A 21,157-nucleotide genomic window follows, 5' to 3' on the forward strand; every position below is an offset into this window, starting at 1 on the left:
TCTGCCCTCGCCTTTGGGATCCGGAGGTCGATGCTGCCGGCGGACCGCGGCTACGAGGCCGATTGGATGAGGCCAGCCAACGGAAATTCGGCGATGTCCCCGCCCGCGCGGAAGCGACTTTGACTCTTGCCCGAAGAACACTGTCATCAATCCGTGATTTGACAGTTCGTTCGTATTTGTCAAATCTGACAAAATGCAGGCCAAGGCCCCTCCCCAGGACCGGATCCTCGACGCCGCCATGCGCGTGTTCCGGCGCCACGGCTTCCGCCGGTCCTCGATCGAGCAGGCGGCTGAGGAAGCTGGACTGACGCGGCAGGCGCTCTATCATCACTTCGCCTCCAAGGAGGCGCTGTTTCGCGCAGTGATCGAGCGGCTCTACGAGCAAGGGCTCGCTGCCGAAATCGCGGCGGCGAAGGCGGCAGAGGAAGCGGGCTTCGAGCTTGCCGACATCCTGGTTGCCGAGATCGGTGCGCGAATGCAGTCGATGCTCGCTTCGCTCAACGACTCGCCTCATACCGAGGAGCTGTTTTCCGAGCACCTCGCGCAGGCGCGCGACCTCTATCAGAGCTATTCCATCCGTTTCGCCGACGAAATTGCAACCACGATCGCGCGGGTGTGCCGCAAGCGAAAGCTCACGCTTGAAAGCGGTGTCAGCGTGCGGGAGCTCGCGCGCTGCGTCGAGATGGCGATTCACGGCACAAAATCGGCTTTCCCTTCCATGCAGCCGGTCGACGCGTTCCTGAAACAGCTTCAGACCATGCTGCGCATGCTGATTGCCGGCGCGATGGCGCCGTCCGCAAAGAAGTCCCTACGCAAAACGGGAGTTCGGAAATGACCACCACGACTATCAATGGACGGCCTCTGGTGCTGCCCGATGATCCGGATGCGCTCTTGATCGACGTGATCCGCGATGGCGGCCTCACGGGCACCAAACTCGTCTGCGGCTCCGGTGTCTGCGGCGCCTGCACCGTGCTGCTCGACGGCACGCCCGTCGTGAGCTGCCTTTTGCCGGCGCAGGCGGCCGCCGACAAATCGCTGACGACTATCGAGGGCGTCGGAGCAGCCGGGTTGCACCCGGTGCAGAAGGCTTTCATGGCGCACGACGCCCTACAATGCGGCTTCTGCACGCCCGGCTTTGTCGTCGAAGCCACCGCGTTCCACGATAGCTGGCGCGCGACCAAGGGCACGGCGACACCCTCGCGCGAGGAGATCGCCGCCGCGCTATCGGGACATCTCTGCCGCTGCGGCGCCTATGAAGGCATCTATCGCGCCGTCACCGAAGCATGCTCGGGCCGCTTCGACGGCATCGATCCCATCGCGCCGCGACTGGAAGCCCGCGACAAGGTGACGGGGCAGGCCCGCTACACCGTCGACATCCACCATGACGGTCAGCTCGAAGGCGTCATCCTGCGCGCGCACATCGCGCATGCGAGGATCACCGGGCTTGATCTGGCGCCGGCGCGCGCCATTACCGGCGTTGCCGCGGTCGTTCCGCTACTCGACGACGACAATATGGTCCGCTTCGTGGGCGCGCCGATTGCAGCCGTCGCGGCCAAGGATCGCCGCACCGCACGGAAGGCGATCGCCGCGATCAGCTTCAAGGCATCGCCTCTACCCGCCGTGATCGGGCTCGATGCAGCGCGACGCGACGATGCGCCAGTCGTGTTCGAAAAGAAGGATCGCAAGCGTGCCGGCAACGTGTCCGAGGGCGCCGGCGGCGCTCCGGTGTCGTGGAAGGGAAATGTGCGCGGACCTTCGGCGCCGTTCTCGCAAAAAGCTAAGCAGGCCAAGAGCTGGCTTGACGAGGCGCGCCAGCAACGCAATCCGCTGCTGGTCGAGGAGACCTTCCGCGTCTCGACGCAACAGCACGCAAGCCTCGAACCACATGCCGCCGTGGCCAGGTTCGATGGCGATCAGCTCACCGTGCACATCTCGACTCAGGCCATTCACGAAAGCATGGAGAAGATCGCCAAGCGTTTCCGCCTTCCGCACAACAAGGTGCGTGTTATCGCCGATCATGTAGGTGGCGGGTTCGGCTCCAAGGGCAGCGTCGGGCTGGAGACCATCGCCGCGATCGAGCTTGCGCGCGCGGCGAAGGCGCCGGTGCGTGTCGCCTTCGATCGCGAGGAGGAGCTTTCCGTCGCCGGCTATCGTCCGGCCGCCGAGATGAAGCTGTCGTTGCTGCCTTCGGCGGAAGGCCGCCTCAAGGCGCTGTCGCTGACCGCCCATGCCGATACCGGCGCTTCCGTGAACTCGCTGATCGCCGGTCTGGCCCGGCTGATCTATCCGGCCGAAGCAAAAGAGCTCGTTGACTTCGACGTGCTCAGCAATTTGCCGCCCGGCGCGCCGTTCCGCGGCCCCGGCGGTCCGCCGATGTCGTTTGCGCTGGAGCAGGCGGTCGACGAAGCGGCGCTGCGCATGAAGATCGATCCGATTCACTTGCGCAAGCTCTGGGACCCCGATCCCAACCGTCAGCGCCTGTACGACTGGGCTGCCGGCCTCGACGTCTGGAAGAGCCGCAAGCCGGCCGCCTCACAGATCGGCCGCTTCCGGCGCGGGGTCGGCGTCGCCACCGGCTACTGGCTCTATCTCTGGCAGACCGGCTCCTCGCTCGAACTCGCGGTTGAGGGTGGCCGTATCGTGGCAAGCTGCGCGGTGCAGGATATCGGCACGGGCACGCGCAGCGTGATCGCGAACACCGTCGCCAAGGCGTTCGATCTCGAGCCGCAGGATGTGGAAGTTCGCATCGGCCGCTCCAACCTGCCGCCCGGACCGGGCTCCGGCGGCAGCCGTGTCACCGCTTCGGTGGTGCCGCCGACGTTGCTCGCCATCGAAAAGCTGAAGGCGGAAATCAAGCGTACCGCTTCTCGAACACCCGCTCCGGGCTCGAACGCGCCGTGGCGCGAGATGATCGCGGCTTCTCCCGATATCGCTGTGTCGGCGACACGCCAGGAGGACGGCAAGCCGCCGCCCGGAGTCAGGCCTGCGCTGCACGAGGCCGGAATCATGGGCCGGGTGTTCGGTTGGGTGCTGCGCCTGATGAACCACATGGTGGTCGGCGCCGGCGTGCCGAGCTCGGTGCAGGTGATGGAAGTCGAGGTCGATACCTGGCTTGGGCGCGTGCGCGTGCTCAACGCCTATACGGGCCTGGCGGTCGGCAAGCTCGCCGCACCGACGCTGGCGCGAAGCCAGGCCGAAGGCGCGGTGATCCAGGGCATCGGCTACGCACTCTATGAGACGCGGGAGACCGATCCTTTGAGCGGCCACATCCTGAGCAGCAGCATGGAGGATTACCGCATTCCGGGGATTGCCGACATGCCGAAGCTGGAGGTGCATTTCGACGAGGCCGGTTTCGAGCATGTGCCGGGCGGCAGCGTCGGGATCGGCGAAGTCGCGACCGTGCCGACCTCACCCGCGATCGCCAACGCCATCCGCAATGCGATCGGCGTGAGACTGACCGAAATTCCGTTCCGGCCCGATCGTCTGGTCGCCGCGCTGAAAGGGAGCGATGCAGCATGAGCGTCGCCGTCATCACTGCCAACCCCACGCCTGAATTCCGCGCTGGAGGTACCGACTTCAGCGAACGCCGTCGCAGCGGCGTGTCGCAGGCAATGCCGATCGATATTTCGGACACCGGCGACAAGACGATCACCTGGGACGCCGACGGCGCCGTTCAGATCGGGGCGCTGACCACCATCGCCACGATCGCGACCGACGCACGCATCGCCGCTGCTTATCCCGGTATTGCGGCGAGCGCACAAGGGCTCGCCACGCCACAGGTGCGCCATGTTGCAACGCTCGGCGGCAATCTCGCGCAGCGTTCACGCTGCTGGTATTTCCGCCGGGCCGACATCAATTGCTTGAAAAAAAGCGGCAGCACCTGCCCTGCCCGGTCTGGCAATCATCTCTATGGCGTTGCCTTCGACCTCGGCGACTGCGTCGCGCCGCATCCCTCGACCATGGCAGCGGCTCTGCTCGCTTATGATGCGAAAATCACCACGGACCGGCGCAGCGGATTGACGATAGCCGGCCTGCTCGGCGACGGCTCGGTCTCGCACGCGGATCATACACTCACAGCAGGCGAGCTGATCAAGAGCATTGCGCTTCCTGCTCCGCTCGAGGGCGAGCGCGCCTCCTACAAACGGGCGATTGGCCGGACCTATGCGGAATGGCCGCTGGTGGAGCTCTGCGGGCGCGTTGTGATCGCCGGCGGCAAGTTCCAGCTCGTGCGTCTCGCTGCCGGCGGTGTCGCGCCCGTGCCGCTTCGACTCGAGGCGGTAGAAGTCCAGCTCAGTGGCAAGGTTGCTAATGCGGCATCGATCGCAGAAGCGGCGAAAGCGGCCAGCTCGGGTGCCAAACCATTGCCGATGACGGCCTACAAGCTAGACATTCTGCAGGGGCTGGTGCGCGACGTGCTGGAGCGGCTCTCGGACTAACTGGTCGCGCACGTGGCGAAGAGGTCGACACCGATCTTGCTACCGGGCGTCGCAGCCGAACTCGCTCTGTCGCCCATCATGTTGACCGGCTGCCACGAAGCCGCAATGGGCATCGCCTGGAGCGACGAGAAGGCGGCAGCCTTAACTGAGCTCCGGTGGTCTGCCAGCGTCCGTCCATCCGCTCATGGCCAAGTATGTCCCAATTCTGCGAAACAGCTCGCCAAGCTCCGATTAGTGCCATTCCGGACGTTGATCTCTCAGGACTTTCTTCTTGTAACAACACTATCTGTCCCGGAGCGGTGCCATGCTGCGATGAGTGAGTACAAGAACTTACGACCGCCGATTCTACGCCGCGGAGAGGCGCTTTTATCTTGCCCTGAAACGTCGCCCGGTAAGCGTCCGGTCTCTGCACGCCTTCCCCCTGGTGTGTTGTCGTTCCATTTCGAGTTCTCTGCTGCTGTGGAGAATCTCCGGTGGGATCCAAACATTTCGAGAACAGAGCTCGCCGCGAATGGTGGTCGCTGCACATCGAAGCGTGGCGTCGCAGCGGTCTCGGGATCCGCAAATACTGCCAGCAACAACGTCTGACCGAGAACACTCTGCGGCGTTGGCTGAAGCGGCTGGCCGGCAACGAGACTGCGCTTAAGCTCGAGAAATATCAGACGGAATTGCGCCGCGAGCGCGCCCGGGACGAGCGAGAAAAGGCGCTGCGAAAACAAAAGCAGCGCAGGTTTACGGTCACCTCGGATGTGCGCAATCGGGCGTCTCAGGCGTTCTGGGCGATGCATGTCGAGGCGCTGAACTGGAGCGGGATGGAGCTCCGCGCTTACGCCGCGGCGATGCAGCTGTCGCCGCATTCGCTGCGCAAATGGCGCGACCGACTGGCGGCCGGCGAGGTCACGATCGACTGGCGCGCCCATCTTCATCCCTCCGCCCGTCCCGCCGTCAGCACTAGTGCTAGGAACTCACAGCCCGAACGCCACTTGACAGCCGCGGAAATCGGCGATCCGGCCGCGCCCAAAACGCCGGCCCGGCGCTTCTTCAGCGACGAGGAGAAGCTCGCGATCGCCAAGGAGACTGAGCTGCCGGGCGCGAAGGTCTCTGCCGTCGCGCGCAAGCATGGGATCGTCACCGGGCTGCTGTTCCGGTGGCGCGCGCAGTTCGGCATCGCGCAAAAGAAGCGATCCAAGCTCGCCCGTGTCGTGCTGCCCGACGACATGCCGGCCGCACGCGCCCTGCGCGATCTCGTGCGTCCACCGGAGGGCATGATGGCCGTCGACCTCGCTGACGGGCGGCGTGTCTTCGCTCCGGCCAGCAGCGATCCGGACGCCGTGCGAGCGCAGATCGAAAGCGGAGAGACAGCATCATGATGTTCGTTCCAGCGGGCGTGAAAGTGCACCTGGCGCTCGGCTACACCGACATGCGCAAGGGCATGGACGGCCTTGCGATGCTGGTCCAGGAAACGCTGAAGAAAGATCCGTTCTCCGGTCACCTGTTTGCCTTCCGCGGCAAGAAGGGTAAGCCTCCGGTGACGGCCGCCTTGCGCCGGCAGTGAGGCTTCGCGAAGCCATAGGATTAGTCCTGGAGCTAGTCCTATGGCCAAGTCGGAAGTGGAAATGATCACGTCGGAGCGGCGGCGACGGCACTGGTCGCGGGCGGAGAAGGAGCGGATCGTGGCGGCGGCGCTGGAGCCCGGCGCGACGATTCTGGGTGTGGCACGCACCTTCGGAGTTCATGGCAGCCAGGTATTTCGCTGGCGTCAGCAGCTGTGCGGCAAACCAACTTCCGCGCCCGGCTTTGCCGCCGTGACGATTGCGACCGAGCCGCCCGTAGCGGCAACCCGGACACAGGGATTGATCGAGGTCGAGCTCGGCGCCGATACCCGGATCCGCATCAGCGGAGCTGCGGACGCTGCGACCGTGACGACGGTGATTGCGGCGCTGCGGGCGGGCAATCGATGATCCCGATCCCCTCCGACACACGGGTCTGGCTTGCGACCGGCCACACCGATATGCGCAAGGGCTTCGATGGTCTGGCGCTGCTGGTACAGGAGACCTTGAAGCGTGATCCGCATGGCGGCCATCTGTTCGTGTTCCGTGGCAGAAGCGGCGGTCTGATCAAGGTGCTGTGGCACGACGGCCAGGGCATGTGCCTGTTCGCCAAGCGGCTGGAGCGTGGCCGCTTCATCTGGCCATCACCCGTGGACGGGACGGTGGCGATCACGCCGGCGCAGCTCGGCTATCTGCTCGAAGGCATCGACTGGCGCCATCCGGAACGAACATGGCGGCCGGAAGCCGCGGGCTGAGAAGCGCGGCCGTGCACGCGTGCGATAGCTGATGCGCGCACGCGAGAGCTGTGATTCCATCCCTGTCGATGATCACAGCCGAATCGCTCCCCGATGATGTCGCGACGCTGAAGGCGCTGGTGCTCGCCGGGCATGCAGCGCAGCTTGCAGCGGAAGCCAATGCGCGCAATCTCGAAGCCGAGGTCCGCGCCCGCACGCTGCTGATCGAGCAGATGAAGTTCACGATCGCCAAGCTAAAGCACGAGCAGCACGGCCAATCCTCCGAGCGCGCCTCGGTGCTCGAGCAGCTCGAGCTCGAACTCGCTGATCTCGAGGAGGATGCCAGCGAGGCCGAGGCTGCGGCGGAGCTGGCCGCGGAGCGGGCGAAGGCCGCCAAGATCAACGTGCAGCCGTTCGAGCGCCGGCGCCCGGCACGTCGGCCGCTGCCTGAGCATCTGCCGCGCGAGCGCATCGTGCATCCGGCGCCGACCAATTGCGGCTGCTGCGGCGGCGACAGGCTGCGCAAGATCGGCGAGGACGTGACGGAGACGCTGGAGCTCGTGCCGCAGCAGTGGAAGGTGATCCAGCATGTGCGTGAGAAGTTCTCCTGCCGCGCCTGTGAGGCGATCAGCCAGCCGCCGGCGCCGTTCCATCCGATCACGCGGGGACGCGCCGGGCCGCGTTTGCTGGCGCACATCCTGTTCGCCAAATACGGATTGCATCTGCCGCTCAACCGGCAGAGCACGACCTATGCGCATGAAGGTGTGACGCTCGACGTCTCCACGCTGGCCGACTGGGTCGGCGCGGCGGCTGCGACGTTGATGCCGCTGGTCGAGGCCATCAAGGCGCATGTGCTTGCAGGCGAGCGCATCCATGCCGACGACACCACGGTGCCGGTTCTGGCCAAGGGCAAGACGCGCACAGGGCGTGTATGGACCTATGTCCGCGACGATCGTCCCTTCGCCGGCCACGCGCCGCCGGCTGCCATGTTCTTCTACTCGCTCGATCGCTCCGGCACCCATCCAGAGGCGCATCTTGCGACCTATGCCGGACCGATGCAGGCGGATGCGTATGCCGGCTTCAATCGGCTCTACGAGGCCTCACGCAAGCCGGGTCCGATCACCGAGGTCGGCTGCTGGGCGCATGCGCGGCGCAAGCTGTTCGAGATCGCGCGGCTGAAGAAGGCGCCGATCGCGATCGAGGCCATCAAGCAGATCGATGCGCTGTTTGCAATCGAGCGCGAGATCAATGGCCTGCCGCAGCACGAGCGCAAAGCCGCGCGCCATGCGCGCAGTCGCCCGCTCGTCGATGAGCTTCACACCTTCCTGCGCGAGCGCCGCGCCAAGCTCTCAGGCAAGAGCGAGACCGCCAAGGCGATCGACTACAGTCTCAAGCGCTGGGATGTGTTCACGCGCTTCATCGACGATGGCCGGCTGTGCTTCACCAACAACGCCGCTGAGCGCGAGTTGCGCGCCGTGGCCGTCGGCCGCAAGAACTGGACCTTCGCCGGCTCGGACGAAGGCGGCAGCCGCGCTGCCGCCATCTACACGCTGATCCAGACAGCCAGGCTCAACGGCATCGATCCACAGGCCTGGCTCGCCGACGTGCTCGCCCGGCTGCCCGATCATCCGGCCGGCAGCATCGCCGACCTGCTGCCCTGGAACTGGAAGCAAGCAGCCGTCCAAGCCGCAGCCTGATCGCATCGATGAATCAACCATTCGGCCCGGGTCACTTCGCCCGTGGCCTTCACCGGATGCGTACCTTTCAACTTAATCTGGCTGGCCTAACTCAAACTTTCCCATGCCCGCCTCGTCTCCGGGCCAACAGCCAAAATCGGCTCTTTCTGCCGCATGACAGTCCCAAGCACCAGGCGTTGTAGACAAGAGCGTCGCAGCGGTGACTGGCGGAGTTCGCGGATTGCCCGCACAACCTATTACGACGCCGCGCGCGACGAGCCAATCCGCTCCGCCCATCACGAGCGTGAACCCAAACGTGCTTTCCAATCCAGGCGTGAATTCCTATTCAGCGATAGGCAATAGTTTGGCTGTTCCCTCGACCAACCCGCTCTTCACTTTACCGAATGCTTCGATCGTTACTTCTCAGACAGGATCGCTTGCACCGGCGCTTAGCGCCACAACACCAAGCAGCCATCGATGAGCGACATCATGTCGCCACCTAAATCTCCCACCCCCGATCTCGAAAGACTGCGCAGCTCGCAAATTCGAGGAGCGAGGCAAGCCCTGGCAGTCGCGCACCTGTCCGCCTACGTCCTTCGAATGCCTGCTCTTTTTACCTCTCCATGGCCCCGTTCGACGCCATGTGCGGCAATCAGCGTTTGCTCGGACAGAAGCGCGAAGCAACGATGCTCGCCTCTCATCGAGCTGGCGAGGCTGCCGTCCCCAATGGAAATTCCGATTGTGTTTTCGCTCATCCGGGCGAATATATATGTTATTGCAACTTTTGCTGGATGGTCGTCGACTCAGGTCCCCTACGTTTCGCGGCTAGAGATGGACCGGGAAATGATGACCAAGGATCGTTTGCTCTCCCGTCTTTCGCTTGTCACCATTGGGATAGATCATTTCGGGCCGATCATGAAGGTCAAAGCACTGCATCCATCAGCCATCTGTCGCGTCGCAAATCAGGCCACGGCGCAGTCGTGGCCAGGCCACCGCCCCTGCCTTCGACGGACAATCTCTCGGGGAAACGCCCAAATCTACACTACCGACGGTATTAGATTGGATCGTGAAGGCGACATCCTGCTCCATCGATCTCCCACGACCTCATCCTCCAAGAGTTGAATGATCAAGTGGAGACCTCGATGGCGAAAAAGACGGTCACCAAAGCAACGCTCAAGAACCTTTATGGGGCACGCAAATATTTGAGCGGCAAGACCCAGGAGGAGTTGGGACTGAAGATAGCTTTCGATGTCTACTTCCAGGATCCAGCGTTCGCCAAGAAACGTCCAGGTCTTCCCGAATTCGACGAGGCCCTCATCACGTGGGAGCCTAGCATCAACGATGGGCCGACGAGCGCAAGGTTTGCAGTGGTCGACTACGACGGCGACACGGGCGATCTGACACCACCTGCGGAGTGGCAAGAGGACGCCAAGCAGTTCGTCGATGCCAAAAAAGTAAAGATCGATATTTCGACCCAAGGGGATTCGCTGCAAGCGCATCAGGTGCACGTTTGGGCGGTTCTACAGCGGGCCTTGGATTTCTTCGAAGGAGGGTTCGGCCTCGGGAGAAGAATATCCTGGGGTTTCGACGGCAATCGCTTGATCGTCGTCCCTCACGCCGGAAACGGGCGAAACGCCTTCTACGACCGCCAGAGCAAATCTCTTCAGCTCTATTACTTCGACGATGGGCCGGAGAGGATCTATACGTGCCTGTCTTCCGACATCGTCAATCACGAGTTCGCCCACGCCGTACTTGACGGTGTCAGACCCCACTTCGTCGAAGCGATCGTCCCGGAAACTGCAGCGTTCCATGAATTCGTCGGTGACCTGACCGCCATTCTGATCGCATTTCGCAACAACGACTTCCGCAACTACCTCGTTGAGGAATCGAAAGGCGACCTCGGCACCGACAACGACCTGAACCGTCTCGCGGAACAGTTCGGGAAGGCCGCGTACGGCCGGGACTATCTGAGGACCGCACGTAACTGCAAGACGCTCTCCAAGCTCAAAGGAGAGCAACGGCCGCACCTGCTGTCCGAAGTCCTCACGGGCGCCATGTTCGACATAATCATCGCGTTGTCCAAGTACTACATTGACAAACGAGGACGCACGATCTCGGAAGCATTTTGGGACACGATCCAGCGCATGCAACAGATGGCCATCCAGCCTCTGGATCTACTCCCACCGGTCGACGTCACGTTCAACGACTATGCCAAGGCCGTGTTGCGCATGGAGGAAATTGCAAATCCTTCGGATCCCGACGATTACCGCGGTCTGATGATCAAGGCATTCCGGGCAAGAGACATCTTGGACGACGCCGATGTCGAAGAGTTGACTAAACCTCGCCAGGTATTCAATCGTCCAGTTCTCGACGTATTTCACGAGGTCGACGACTTCTCCTCTTCTCGCTCTGAGGCCTATCGGTTCCTCGACGACAACCGCGACCGTCTGTTTATCCCGCCAAACGTCGACGTCATCGTGTCCGACCTGTACGTTTCGCACAAGCTTAGCCGCCAGGGACGCCGCCTCCCGAAACAGATAATCCTTCAATACATCTGGCGCGAGGATGTGGAGCTCAAGGGCTCCCGCTTCGGCCGCTTCGAAGGTCAAAGCGCGAGCTTGCTCTGTGGGGGTACTCTCGCCTTCGATCACGAGGGCAACCTGCTGGCATGGGCCCGGAAGCCCGGAACCACCTTCTCCGGAAGCGGACAGCGCTGCGGAGACGACGAACGCGAGCGACAACTCGGCGAAGTTCGTAGGGAGACGTTCCTGAACTCAGTCGCGGCGAGGGTGAAGAGCGGAAGCATCGGCACCGCGATCGGTGGCCCGAAGGGTTTACTGGCGTCGAAGATACCGCCGTTCACGTCGCGCGAAGTCGACGGCGCCCTACGGTTCGAGCTCTCCCCGCACTTCGGCATTCACGACGATTCCAACGACGAACTGGGTGAGAGACGATGGCAGACGAGCTCTTGATACGGGCCTACAACGTCGAACTCGGCGATTGCATATACTGCAGGATCCCAGGGGCGCGAAGCGACGGGGGCGACTTCCACATGCTGATCGATTGCGGAACTTGGGGGCCAGTGTCTGCCCTTAAGGCCGCGATGGCGCATCTCAAGAGCGAACTTCCTAGCGCCGGCGCGGAGAAACGGCAGCTCGACCTTCTGGTCGTTACCCACGAGCATAAGGACCACATCGCCGGATTTGACGCCGACCTCTTCGAAGACTTGGAGATCGGGGCCATCTGGATGAGCACCGCCATGGATCGGAATCACAAGCAGTCGACGCGGGCCTTCGCTTTGCAGGACTTCGCTCGGCGGGCGATGCGTGGCCTGGCGGAGACGAACATCTCCCTGACGCCCGAATTGCAAGATCTCGTTGATCTGTACTCCGTCACGAACGACGAAGCGATAGAGACGCTCCAAAAGACGTTACCCAAAGCGAACGACATCGACGCCAAATACGTAAGTGCCGGCGACACGGCCGAGAGCCTCGGCCTGACGCTCACAGGCGTCACCATCGACGTAATTGGCCCGGAAAAGGACATCGACGGCTTTTACCTCGGAGAGGATCCGGATCTTTCGCTCAGGGCCCTCGAGCACGCGGCCAAAGGGCTCGAACGGAGCGTCGAGGTTGCCGCCAAGGCGATTCCCACAAACATAAGCCTTGCCGATTTTCGGCGCCTGCAGTCCCGGATGATGTCAGGCGCGCTCGCATTTGCCGACGAGGCCGGTGCCGTCATAAACAACACCAGTGTGGTGCTCCTCATCGAATGGAAAGGCAAACGGCTGCTCTTTGTCGGCGACGCGGAATGGGACACCCGGTTCCGCGAGGGCAAGAAGAACGCATCGTGGAACGTCATGTGGGCTAAGCGTAAGGACAAGCTGGCAAAGCCGATCGACTTTCTGAAGGTCGGACATCATGGCAGCATCAACGCCACACCCTGGAACGATGCCGAAGACGGGAAAGAAACCGAGCCTTCGATGATTCTAGACTCTATCCTACCCACTTCACGCTCCCACCTTGCCCAAGCGATCGTTTCGACGTTGAGAAAAAAATATCAGCCGATCCCAAGCGCAGCGCTCCTGTCGGAGCTCGGGCGTCGCGTAAGCAACGCTAAAATCTATCAAGCAGCGTTCAAAGAAGCCGGGCTCAAAACGAAGGACGTTCCATTCTACGCTGATCGTGAAAAGAGCTGGATAGGAGAAGGACAGCCAGTTCGGACGGACTTCGAAGCCCTCGTATCGGGCGAAGTCTTCGTGGAAGTCAGGATCAAGGCTGAAAATTGAGATGCGCGATCTCATCGTACCCGGCACGGAAAGTTTGGTAAGCACGGCGACGGTCGCAAAGGAAGCCGAGACTGCTCTCAATCTCAGATTTCGCATGCGGCTCAAAGACGTTTTCGCAAAGAGACTGCGGAACGAGCCCGAAGGGACATTCGAACAGGCCTTGTTGGATGGCCCAGACACGCCTTCTTTTCTTGAGATCGAGAGAAGTTGCGTCATGGCCCAAATATCGCGGGAGGACGGCGTTTCCTGGCAAGCGGCCGGCATAATCATCGGCGAGGAGCTGAGGCACCTCGCCATGACCATCCGCCAGACGAAATTCGAAGCCCTCTTAGCTCAAAGAAATATCGCCTTGCGCGACCCTTTCGCGGTCGTAAGACAGGAAGCGGTGGGACACGGCGGCTTCCATACGGGCGCCCTGGGTTTTACTCACCCGCAGTTTCGATGGGTCTACGACTGCGGATCTTGGCGCAAGCGAGCGATATTGAGGCAACGAATATTCGATTTCCTCGATCGAGCGCGCGTGTACGGGCGGCGAAAAATCGATCTTCTATTCTTGTCGCACTTCGACGCCGATCACGTTAACGGGCTAGAGGTTCTCTTTGCTGGAACGGAAGGAAAGCCCCTCGACGTCGACACCGTTGTTGCGCCTTATCTAGACCCGATCGACCGGTTCGCTTCCCTCGGACGGGCTATCGCCAAGGACCAGTGTCCGCCCGATCTCGTCGATGCCGTCGCAACCCCCGAAGACTATTTCGGTGACCGCGGCGTCCGCAGGCTCATCCTCGTAAAGCCCGACGACGATCCCGGCACCCCGCCGGGGGAAGGACGGCCGTCTCCGCCGCCCCGCCCATATATACCTCGAGATAAAAGCAATCCCCTCGCGGTCGACGCGATTACGGCCGGCGGTCAGTTTCTCACGGAAGACGCCAGGACAATGGCCGGAAAGCTCGCTCTCTACGTGGTCGAACCAGGGCTTTGGTTCGAAGCTTCGAGCGAAAAACGATGGCTCGACTGGATTTTCGTGCCGCACGCATACCGCTGGCGCTTCAATCGGGTTCATTTGGCGGATCGAATACGCAAGGTGGTCGGGGTCGACCCGGATCATCCTCAATTTTGCGCGTCCCTCGTCGGGATGCTGCGAACCAGGAAGGGGCTGAACGACGTAAAGCGGATCTACTGCGGCATGGACTCGAACGGCACCTCGCTCTCGCTTTACGCTGGGCCCGGCTACCGCGGTCTGGAAAGATGGTCTTTTACCGGACGGAAGCCGCTGGGATGGCTCATGACCGGGGATGCCCCACTGAACAGGCAAGATGCCTTTCGCGAATGGAAGGAGGCTTATTTAACACTCTCCGAGAAAGTGGGGCGCCTGATGCTTCCGCATCACGGAGCGGAACGAAACTTCAATCCGGAACTCTTCGAGTTCTTCGCTTCGTCGACCCCATTTCTTACGGTCGACAAAAGGGACTTTGACAACGAAAAGCGGCCGCCAGCCGCGGTGCGGAGGAAGCTTCCCCGCGCCCTGGACGCTGTGACCGAGCAGTCGGACCTCGTGGACGTCAGCGGACAACAATCCGCCGACGACCTCTGGAACGAAGTGATTCACTGGTGACGCAGGCAGTCGATATCCGGGAACGGCATCCTATTGGAATGCAGCATTGAGCAGGTTCGCAAGACGCGCGGCAGCAAGGGCGGCCCGGGTACGAGCGATATTGCGCGCGTTCGTCTCGTAGTCCCGGCTGAGAGCGACCGCCGCCGTCCCAGTGCTGACGGGGCTGGCATAAGCGAATTGCTTAACCAAATCGAAACTCTCTTGCGCCCAGATGGCCGGATCGGACTGCTGCGCGGCGCTTGTGTCGACCGATACGCTTCCCAACCCGGCTCGATCGTCTGCATCGAACATGGCTCCAAAGACCGACGAATATCCGCCGAAGATCCGGTCCCAATAGGCGTGAAGCGCGATCGTTTCGCCGGTTGCCGGCGTCACGGACTCCGAATTCCCACCGCGATCGCCGTGAGGGATCTGCGCGGTATACCGTCCGACGGTGTGCAGCGGCTGGTGAAGATCCCCCACCAGATGGAGCGTCCAAACTAGGTCATACGATCTCACATCGTCCGATGCCCCCGATGACGCCGGCAGCGCGGCGAGCATCAGCTTCAATTGCGTCACGGCATCGACCGGATCCGGCGCTGGGAGCCCGGTTCCGTCAGGCGTATAGAGAATGTCCTTGAAGTGCCAGTAGGCATGCTTCAACTTGTCGGAGTATCCGATGTTTCGCCCCGCGGTCGCGTCGCCCACGCGATCATCGGAGTATCCGGTCTTGGTCTTGATATCGTCGGCCCAAGTCGCCGCGTGGACGAAAGCATAGGTCTTTTCCAAAGACTGATCCGGTGCACTAGCGATCCAGCTAGAGTAGTCGGGATTCATCCTCAGCAGAACGTCGATCTTGTCTTTGACGGCGGGATCCAACCGTTTGTAGGCAAGATAGGCCACTTGCATATGGCCCTCGTCCCACCAGGCCCGAGCCGGACAAGCTGACGCAATGGTCAGAGCGAAGGAAAATGCAGAGAGAACGGACAACCTCATGATGCCTCCTAAGGAGAAAGTCGCCGCAACCTAGATTGTTCATGTCGATCTGGCTCATCACCTCAGGCCGTGTCGCTTTCGGGTATCGTCATCGGAATGAATTCTCGCATAAAGTCGATGTAACCTGCCCTCATGTCCGCATAGACCGCCAATTGCCAACGGTCCTCGACGTCGCCTTGTTCGATCGCTCGCCACCGCCCCTCCGACCGACCCAGATGCTTGGCAACCCGCGCAGCGACCGACCAGGCTAGGAAAACCGGTTCGGCAACGACCTCCCGTTCGGATCCCGTAAGATCGACCATCTCCTCGACCAAGAGGTCCGTCACGAACAAAGCTCTCCAAACGGGCGGCGGGTAGCTCAACTTCGATTGGAGATCGATGGTGCTCTCGCCCACGTCCAGGATCTGCCCAACCACGATCGCCGCGAACGCCGTCGAGAACATCATGTCTCGCGCGGTTTCATCCATTGCCGACCATTCCCCGGCGTATCCTTGCAGAATGGCATCCAGAGCCCAGGCATCCGCATCGAACTCTAGAAATCGAATGCGTTCATTGCCGAATTCCACGGCAGACAACTGCACCACTTCATCGACAAGACCCTTGCTGCCGCCTCCGAGAAGATCGAAGTGCCCGCGAACTACATGACCAAGCTCGTGGTGAATGACTATAGAGGCAATGTGACAATAAAGCTGGTGGAGGATCGAACCGCGGTCGCCGACGAGTCCAGGTGCCTGAACCTCTCCCATCAGGGCTTCACGGAGCTCGTCCGGGAGGGAATCGTCCATATCAACAAGGCCAAATGGGTAGACATTGTCGCCCCTGCCTATATCGGCGAAAGCACCGACGAGAGCATCTGCTACTCCAACGACCAATCCCCGACTAATGGCGACGGCCACGCCGCTATCGCTTCTGATGGCCCAGGCGTTCTGTATCACCGTATCGATCGCGAAAAATGCAACACTTTCCAAATGGTCGCTTAAACCGGCTTCCCGGAGCTCGGCAAGCGCCATCTCGTACACGCCCAACCAAGCTCCAAGAAGAATGCTTTCCCGAGGGGTAGGCTCTGCGAGCATGCCGCCGAGCTGGCAGACGGTTTCGTTCGTCTGCCAAAATAACCGTCTAACGTCGGCTTGAGCGTCGGACATCGTGTCGCGGATCCACCCTTGAGACTGCCAGCACCGCGGCGCCGATCGCAAAATCAACTATTCCAAATCTTCCCGAAATAAGCAACTATAGGTCGTTTCATTTCTATTCATAAACTTGCATCTGGGATCGCCAATGTATCAAGCCCGGGCAAAGCATCCACTCAGTCCGACCGTCCCGCCGAGGCAAGATCAAGTCGAGCAGGCGATGTGGGATCTGCTCGTCGCGATCGGTGAGTTTTGGAAACTGGGCGACGATCCGGAGCCGTACCGCCAACGCTTTCTAAGCTTCATGGCGAACAGGATCGAGCTCAATCCGCTCTATCGGGACTATTACGCGAAGGCAGCTTCGTTGATAGCCGACCTGGCTTCCGACGGCGGCGTCAATGCCGCCTACGAGACGATCTTCACCAAGAAGGTGAAGCCTCTACCGGCCGCGCCGGCGAGCGAGTTGGACCTCGTTCAACGAACGGTATCCAACGAATTCATAGCGCTGAGACTGGCGCTGGGAAGTTTCCAGAGCTTCGGAGCGGTCAACTATTGCGGATTCTTTGGAGGCGCCAACCTTCCTGGACGCTCCGCGCCCTACAGGACGTTGTAACCATGAACGTCGGCACCATCGTCATCGGATCGGGCGTTGCAGCGACGGCTCTCTGCCAACGTCTACTCGAAAAGAACCCGAAGGCTTCGATTCTCATGCTCGAAGCCGGGACGCGCGTGAAGACCAAGGACTTTGCCCTCTGGGAAAACTACCTGATCTCAGGCCGCCTTCCCTATGAGGCCTTCTGGGACCAGCAATATCCTCAAAAGGACTCCCGAGGCGAGAACGCCAGCGTCGGGCGCACCGAAATTCCCCTCAACGGAGCTAGAGTATTCGCTTACGGGGGATCGACACTCCACTGGGGCGGATGGGCCTTCAGACTGAAGCCCGAAGACTTTCATCTACGGACCAGCACAGGCAAGGGTGCCGATTGGCCATTCGGCTTCGATGAACTGGAACCGTACTATTGCGAGGCCGAGGACTACCTTGCAGTTTCAGGCGACTCCGATGATCCGACGGTGCCCCGTTCGAGGGCCTATCCGTTCGCCGCGTTTCCGCCGACCCTGGAAGATCGTCCGCTCGCGCTCGCGCTTGACGCCCTCAATATATCGCGATCAAGCATGCCGATCGCCCGCCGAGGCATTTCTAAGGTTCCCAGTCGGCATGCACCCTGCCAGACGACGGGGACCTGCAAATATTGCCCCTTTGGAGCCCGGTACGTCGCAAGCAACTATCTCGACGACATCCGTGAATGGAACGATTTCCCCAACTTCGAGGTCAAGTTGGGTGCGATCGTCGAAAGCATCTACGTTTCGTCAAAAAAGACCGCCGCCGGCGTCGAGTATCTCGATGTTTCCACCGGTAAGACCGAAAGAGTCGATGCGCAGCGAATAATCCTGGCCGCCGGAACGATCGAGAGCGCGAAGCTCCTTCAGCGTTCGGTTTCGAGCGACTGGCAATCGGGTCTCGGCAACGACAGCGACATGGTCGGCCGGCATTTCATCACGCATCCGTATTTCATCTATGAAGGCACGACCAAATCGAACCCGCTGAAGCTCCAACCTGAAATGAACTTCCCCACGCTCGTATCAAGGCATTTTGACAGCGAAGCCGAGCAGCCGAATGGAAAGTTCGTACTTGTGAACCCGCCTGATGCTAACCCCTTCTCGCTGGCGAAGCAGATGCAGGCCGGCCTGACGAGGAGCGAGGTCGATGCCCATCTCGTCGGACCAGGACAGGTGCAGCTCCACGGTATGGTAGAAGTTTTCGGTGAGCATCAAAATCGCGTTTCAAATCTCGATCGACGTAATCACCTTGGTCTTCTCGAGACGACTGTCGATTACGGGGCCGACGATCTTTTCGAAAAGCGCATGGACAGCATAAGAGCCGAGGTCGGTAAGATCTTTGCGCAAATGGATGCCAATCTCCCCGGCTCCGCGACGGTCTCTTGGAGAGCGGACCATGCCGCTTCGACCGTCAGAATGAGCTCCGATCCAGCGACCGGGGTCGTGGATGCCAATTTGCGCGTCCACGGCGTCGATAATCTGTTCGTATGTTCGAATGGAGTTTTTCCTTCGCTGGGCGCGATCAATCCCACTCTCACGCTGACCGCTCTCGCACTCCGATTGGGCGATCATCTCGCTTCGATTCCGATCTAGGAGGCTCCGTTGACAGACAATTTCGACGAGCGCCGCAAGCAACTTCTGGAATGGCTGCAAATCGCCTTCGCGCTCGAATTGGCAACCATTCCGCCGTACATGATCGCCTTGCTGAGCATCAAGTTGCCCGCGAACCGCGCAGCGGCGGAACTCATCCGCAGCGTCATGATCGAGGAGATGCTCCATCTGGCCTTGGTCGCGAACGTCATGAATGCGGTCGGGGGCACACCGCTGTTGGATTCGACCGTGATCCCCAAGTACCCGCTAGAGATGAACTTCAAGGGCGAGGCGTTTGCCGATCGACGCTTCCCCGTGAACCTCGAACGCTTCAGCAAGTCCGCAATCGTCACTTTCATGAAGATCGAACAGCCCGCGCCTCCGCCGAAACGAGGTAATCTCTTGTCGCTTTCGCTCGATGTGCCTGGCCTGACGATCGGGGAGTTCTACGGCAAGATCCGCGATCTATTGACCGAGCTTAACAAGGGGGATCCCGGTAAGCTCTTCACCGGAGAGCCATCGCGTCAGATAGATCCGGACTACTACTGGTCAGGCGGCGGCGAAATCATCGTCGTCACCGATCTGCAGTCGGCTCTCGCCGCACTCGATATCGTAATATCGCAAGGCGAAGGCGCGTGGCCCAAGCCCAAAACCCCCGAAGCGACGGGCTTCGGGGAGACATTCGACATGGGGCATTACTTCCGGTTCAGCGAGATCTACTACGGCCGCCGCTACAAGCGCGATGACGACCCCACAAAACCACCGACCGGCGACCACCTCGACGTGGATTTCGATGCGTCATACCCCATCGCGACCAATGCGACCGCTGCCTTGTACCAGGCGGGGTCGCAGCTCGCACGGCTCAACGAGTCGTTCAACAGAACATACACCGAAATGCTGATGCAGTTGGCCGAAGCCGTGAACGGCACACCTAAGGCGCTCTATACGGCTATCATGAACGGGATGCACTCCCTCACCCCGATAGCTCATGAAATGATGAAGACGCCTCTCGACGGAGATGCCGGGCACACTGGATGCCCGACCTTCGAATGGATGACGTAGACGGCACGTCCGTCTCACTTGGTGCGGGGAACCCATGTTCGATATTTTCGCGCGTGACGGCAAGGGTTGGCCGGGCTTTCCCAAACGGTCGTACGCCAAACTCGATCAGGTCGAACCTCTCAACGCCGGGCTGACGGAGGCGGCGGGCGCGTTCTGCTTGGACGTGGTTGACGCCGATTGGCACGAATTCGCAAGCGGCGGCAGGTTCGACCTGTCGAATACGAGTGCGCTCCGGGCATCAATATCGGATTATTGGTCTTACCTGTTTCAACGTCGTGTTCCGTCTCCTCTCGACCCGTACGCCAGCGCGCCGATATATCGGATCGAAATCTCCGCGAACCCGGGCGATGCCCATTACAAGACTCTCGCAGATCTGAACGAGGACGAGTGGATCCTGGTAGAACTTGTCGACACCGGGATTTTCGATGCCGACGTATTCGGGGCGCTGCTGCAGCAGGTTCCGGTGCCGGCTCATCTGCGGAAGATCACGAGAGCCATCCCTCAAACGAACGCTCTTAATATAGTCTTCTCGCCCGACACGTGGTCGGACGCTCAACAATCAGATATTGAAGGAGCACTATCGAGTGTTCCAGCGTTGCAATATCTCATTGGCATCGACGTCCGCCAGGGAGCCGCCATCGGCCTCGCTGAAGCCAACCAAGACATAGGGATGTATTTTGACCTCGGTGGTGGCGTCTATCGTAACGCGGCGACACGGCCCACGAACCTGCAATTCTGCTGGCGGAAGAATGCACCGATCGTCCTGAGCCACTGGGACGCCGACCATTGGTCCGGCCACACTTCGGATCCGAAGGCGCTCGCGCGCACCTGGATCGCTCCCAAACAGAATATGACAACGAAACACATCCAGTTCGCGAACAAGTTGCTTAGGGCCGGCGGCACGCTGCACATCTGGGGCAATCTGCCGGCGAACATCTCCATCAGCCTGCCGGGCAATCAAGAGCTTGATCTACGTAGATGCGACTTGTAGTTCTCGTACGCCGTTATCCAGACGGATGCACTTTTTCGCGCAGGAAAGCGGCGTCTATCCCACCTGATTAAGTACGCCGTCGATGCCCGTCTACAGACACATCGGAAGATGGCCATCGCATTCGTGTTGAAGCATTACCTCGCGGACGAAGTCGAGAAGGCGTTCAATGACGCCCTAAAGCCGAAGGCCAACGACCGCGCCACAACGGAGTCACGAATGGCCTCCCTCCGCTCCATATTTTCGATGGACCTCCTGATCACAGGGCGCCGGGAAGTCGCGTCGGAGATGCGCTCGCTCGTTCGAGCGTTCCACGATCTTGAGCATCGAGCCTCCCAGGAAGAACTGAGCGACAGCGACGAACAGGCGCTCGTTGAGATAGGCTTGGGATAGCTGACCACCAAGCGGGCCGCCGTCCAAAAAGCTATTCAAAATTGCGGATATGGTAACCTACTCGCCGCCACTGGGCTGCCCGTCGTCCTCTTGGTGGCCGCGGGA

The 21,157-nt window shown here is 60.9% G+C and carries 18 protein-coding genes and 1 pseudogene; 17 read left to right on the forward strand and 2 right to left on the reverse strand.

Features of this window, described 5'->3' with window-relative positions; translation table 11 throughout:
* Positions 1–193 precede the first annotated feature (193 nt).
* The 12 genes and pseudogenes from ACQR1B_RS07380 (at position 194) to ACQR1B_RS07435 (ending at position 14,296) form a co-directional block, all read left to right on the forward strand.
* Complete coding sequence (locus ACQR1B_RS07380; protein ID WP_434871453.1) at positions 194–835, forward strand: TetR/AcrR family transcriptional regulator; 642 nt, start codon at positions 194–196, stop codon at positions 833–835.
* The gene (locus ACQR1B_RS07385; protein WP_434836686.1) at positions 832–3,519 is read left to right on the forward strand and encodes a molybdopterin-dependent oxidoreductase; all 2,688 of its coding nucleotides are present in this window, start codon (positions 832–834) and stop codon (positions 3,517–3,519) included. The genes ACQR1B_RS07380 and ACQR1B_RS07385 overlap by 4 nt, the downstream gene beginning before the upstream one ends.
* The gene (locus ACQR1B_RS07390) at positions 3,516–4,436 is read left to right on the forward strand and encodes an FAD binding domain-containing protein (RefSeq protein WP_434836685.1); all 921 of its coding nucleotides are present in this window, start codon (positions 3,516–3,518) and stop codon (positions 4,434–4,436) included. Before ACQR1B_RS07385 ends, ACQR1B_RS07390 begins: the two co-directional genes overlap by 4 nt.
* Before the next feature lie 473 nt (positions 4,437–4,909).
* Positions 4,910–5,023: pseudogene (gene tnpA, locus ACQR1B_RS07395) on the forward strand (IS66 family insertion sequence element accessory protein TnpA); the annotation flags it as partial.
* Between the two features lie 81 nt (positions 5,024–5,104).
* The gene (gene tnpA / locus ACQR1B_RS07400) at positions 5,105–5,806 is read left to right on the forward strand and encodes an IS66-like element accessory protein TnpA (protein WP_434836743.1); all 702 of its coding nucleotides are present in this window, start codon (positions 5,105–5,107) and stop codon (positions 5,804–5,806) included.
* On the forward strand, positions 5,803–5,991 hold the full coding sequence (gene tnpB / locus ACQR1B_RS07405; protein ID WP_434836684.1) for an IS66 family insertion sequence element accessory protein TnpB: 189 nt from the start codon (positions 5,803–5,805) through the stop codon (positions 5,989–5,991). Before tnpA (ACQR1B_RS07400) ends, tnpB (ACQR1B_RS07405) begins: the two co-directional genes overlap by 4 nt.
* A 40-nt stretch (positions 5,992–6,031) precedes the next feature.
* Complete coding sequence (gene tnpA / locus ACQR1B_RS07410; protein ID WP_434836683.1) at positions 6,032–6,397, forward strand: IS66-like element accessory protein TnpA; 366 nt, start codon at positions 6,032–6,034, stop codon at positions 6,395–6,397.
* Positions 6,394–6,741 (forward strand): IS66 family insertion sequence element accessory protein TnpB, encoded by a 348-nt coding sequence (tnpB, locus tag ACQR1B_RS07415; protein ID WP_434836682.1) that lies wholly within the window; start codon positions 6,394–6,396, stop codon positions 6,739–6,741. The genes tnpA (ACQR1B_RS07410) and tnpB (ACQR1B_RS07415) overlap by 4 nt, the downstream gene beginning before the upstream one ends.
* Positions 6,742–6,809: 68 nt before the next feature.
* On the forward strand, positions 6,810–8,417 hold the full coding sequence (tnpC, locus tag ACQR1B_RS07420) for an IS66 family transposase (RefSeq protein ID WP_434836681.1): 1,608 nt from the start codon (positions 6,810–6,812) through the stop codon (positions 8,415–8,417).
* 1,121 nt (positions 8,418–9,538) lie between these two features.
* Entirely contained in the window at positions 9,539–11,368 is a 1,830-nt protein-coding gene (locus ACQR1B_RS07425) for a serine protease (RefSeq protein ID WP_434836680.1), read from the forward strand.
* Entirely contained in the window at positions 11,350–12,684 is a 1,335-nt protein-coding gene (locus ACQR1B_RS07430) for an MBL fold metallo-hydrolase (protein ID WP_434836679.1), read from the forward strand. The genes ACQR1B_RS07425 and ACQR1B_RS07430 overlap by 19 nt, the downstream gene beginning before the upstream one ends.
* Position 12,685: 1 nt before the next feature.
* The gene (locus ACQR1B_RS07435) at positions 12,686–14,296 is read left to right on the forward strand and encodes an MBL fold metallo-hydrolase (RefSeq protein ID WP_434836678.1); all 1,611 of its coding nucleotides are present in this window, start codon (positions 12,686–12,688) and stop codon (positions 14,294–14,296) included.
* A 30-nt stretch (positions 14,297–14,326) separates the two neighbouring features.
* On the opposite strand, the gene ACQR1B_RS07440 is transcribed toward ACQR1B_RS07435, so the two are convergent.
* Entirely contained in the window at positions 14,327–15,271 is a 945-nt protein-coding gene (locus ACQR1B_RS07440) for a S1/P1 nuclease (RefSeq protein WP_434836677.1), read from the reverse strand.
* A 62-nt stretch (positions 15,272–15,333) separates the two neighbouring features.
* Positions 15,334–16,416, reverse strand: a complete 1,083-nt coding sequence (locus tag ACQR1B_RS07445; protein ID WP_434836676.1) for a hypothetical protein — start codon at positions 16,414–16,416, stop codon at positions 15,334–15,336.
* Between the two features lie 205 nt (positions 16,417–16,621).
* Between ACQR1B_RS07445 and ACQR1B_RS07450 the strand changes: the two genes are divergently transcribed.
* From ACQR1B_RS07450 to ACQR1B_RS07470, 5 genes are all read left to right on the forward strand, one after another.
* Positions 16,622–17,014 carry a hypothetical protein gene (locus ACQR1B_RS07450; RefSeq protein ID WP_434836675.1) on the forward strand — a complete coding sequence of 131 codons (393 nt, stop codon included), beginning with the start codon at positions 16,622–16,624 and terminating at the stop codon, positions 17,012–17,014.
* Between the two features lie 2 nt (positions 17,015–17,016).
* Positions 17,017–18,612 (forward strand): GMC oxidoreductase, encoded by a 1,596-nt coding sequence (locus ACQR1B_RS07455; RefSeq protein WP_434836674.1) that lies wholly within the window; start codon positions 17,017–17,019, stop codon positions 18,610–18,612.
* A 9-nt stretch (positions 18,613–18,621) separates the two neighbouring features.
* A complete protein-coding gene (locus tag ACQR1B_RS07460) occupies positions 18,622–19,671 on the forward strand; it encodes a ferritin-like domain-containing protein (RefSeq protein ID WP_434836673.1) in 1,050 nt (349 codons plus the stop codon).
* A gap of 34 nt (positions 19,672–19,705) precedes the next feature.
* Positions 19,706–20,662 carry a hypothetical protein gene (locus ACQR1B_RS07465; RefSeq protein WP_434836672.1) on the forward strand — a complete coding sequence of 319 codons (957 nt, stop codon included), beginning with the start codon at positions 19,706–19,708 and terminating at the stop codon, positions 20,660–20,662.
* Positions 20,663–20,770: 108 nt separating this feature from the next.
* Positions 20,771–21,052 carry a hypothetical protein gene (locus tag ACQR1B_RS07470; RefSeq protein WP_434836671.1) on the forward strand — a complete coding sequence of 94 codons (282 nt, stop codon included), beginning with the start codon at positions 20,771–20,773 and terminating at the stop codon, positions 21,050–21,052.
* The last annotated feature ends 105 nt before the right edge of the window (positions 21,053–21,157 follow it).

The organism is Bradyrhizobium oligotrophicum, assembly GCF_051168495.1.
Classification (GTDB): Bacteria; Pseudomonadota; Alphaproteobacteria; order Rhizobiales; family Xanthobacteraceae; genus Bradyrhizobium; species Bradyrhizobium oligotrophicum_A.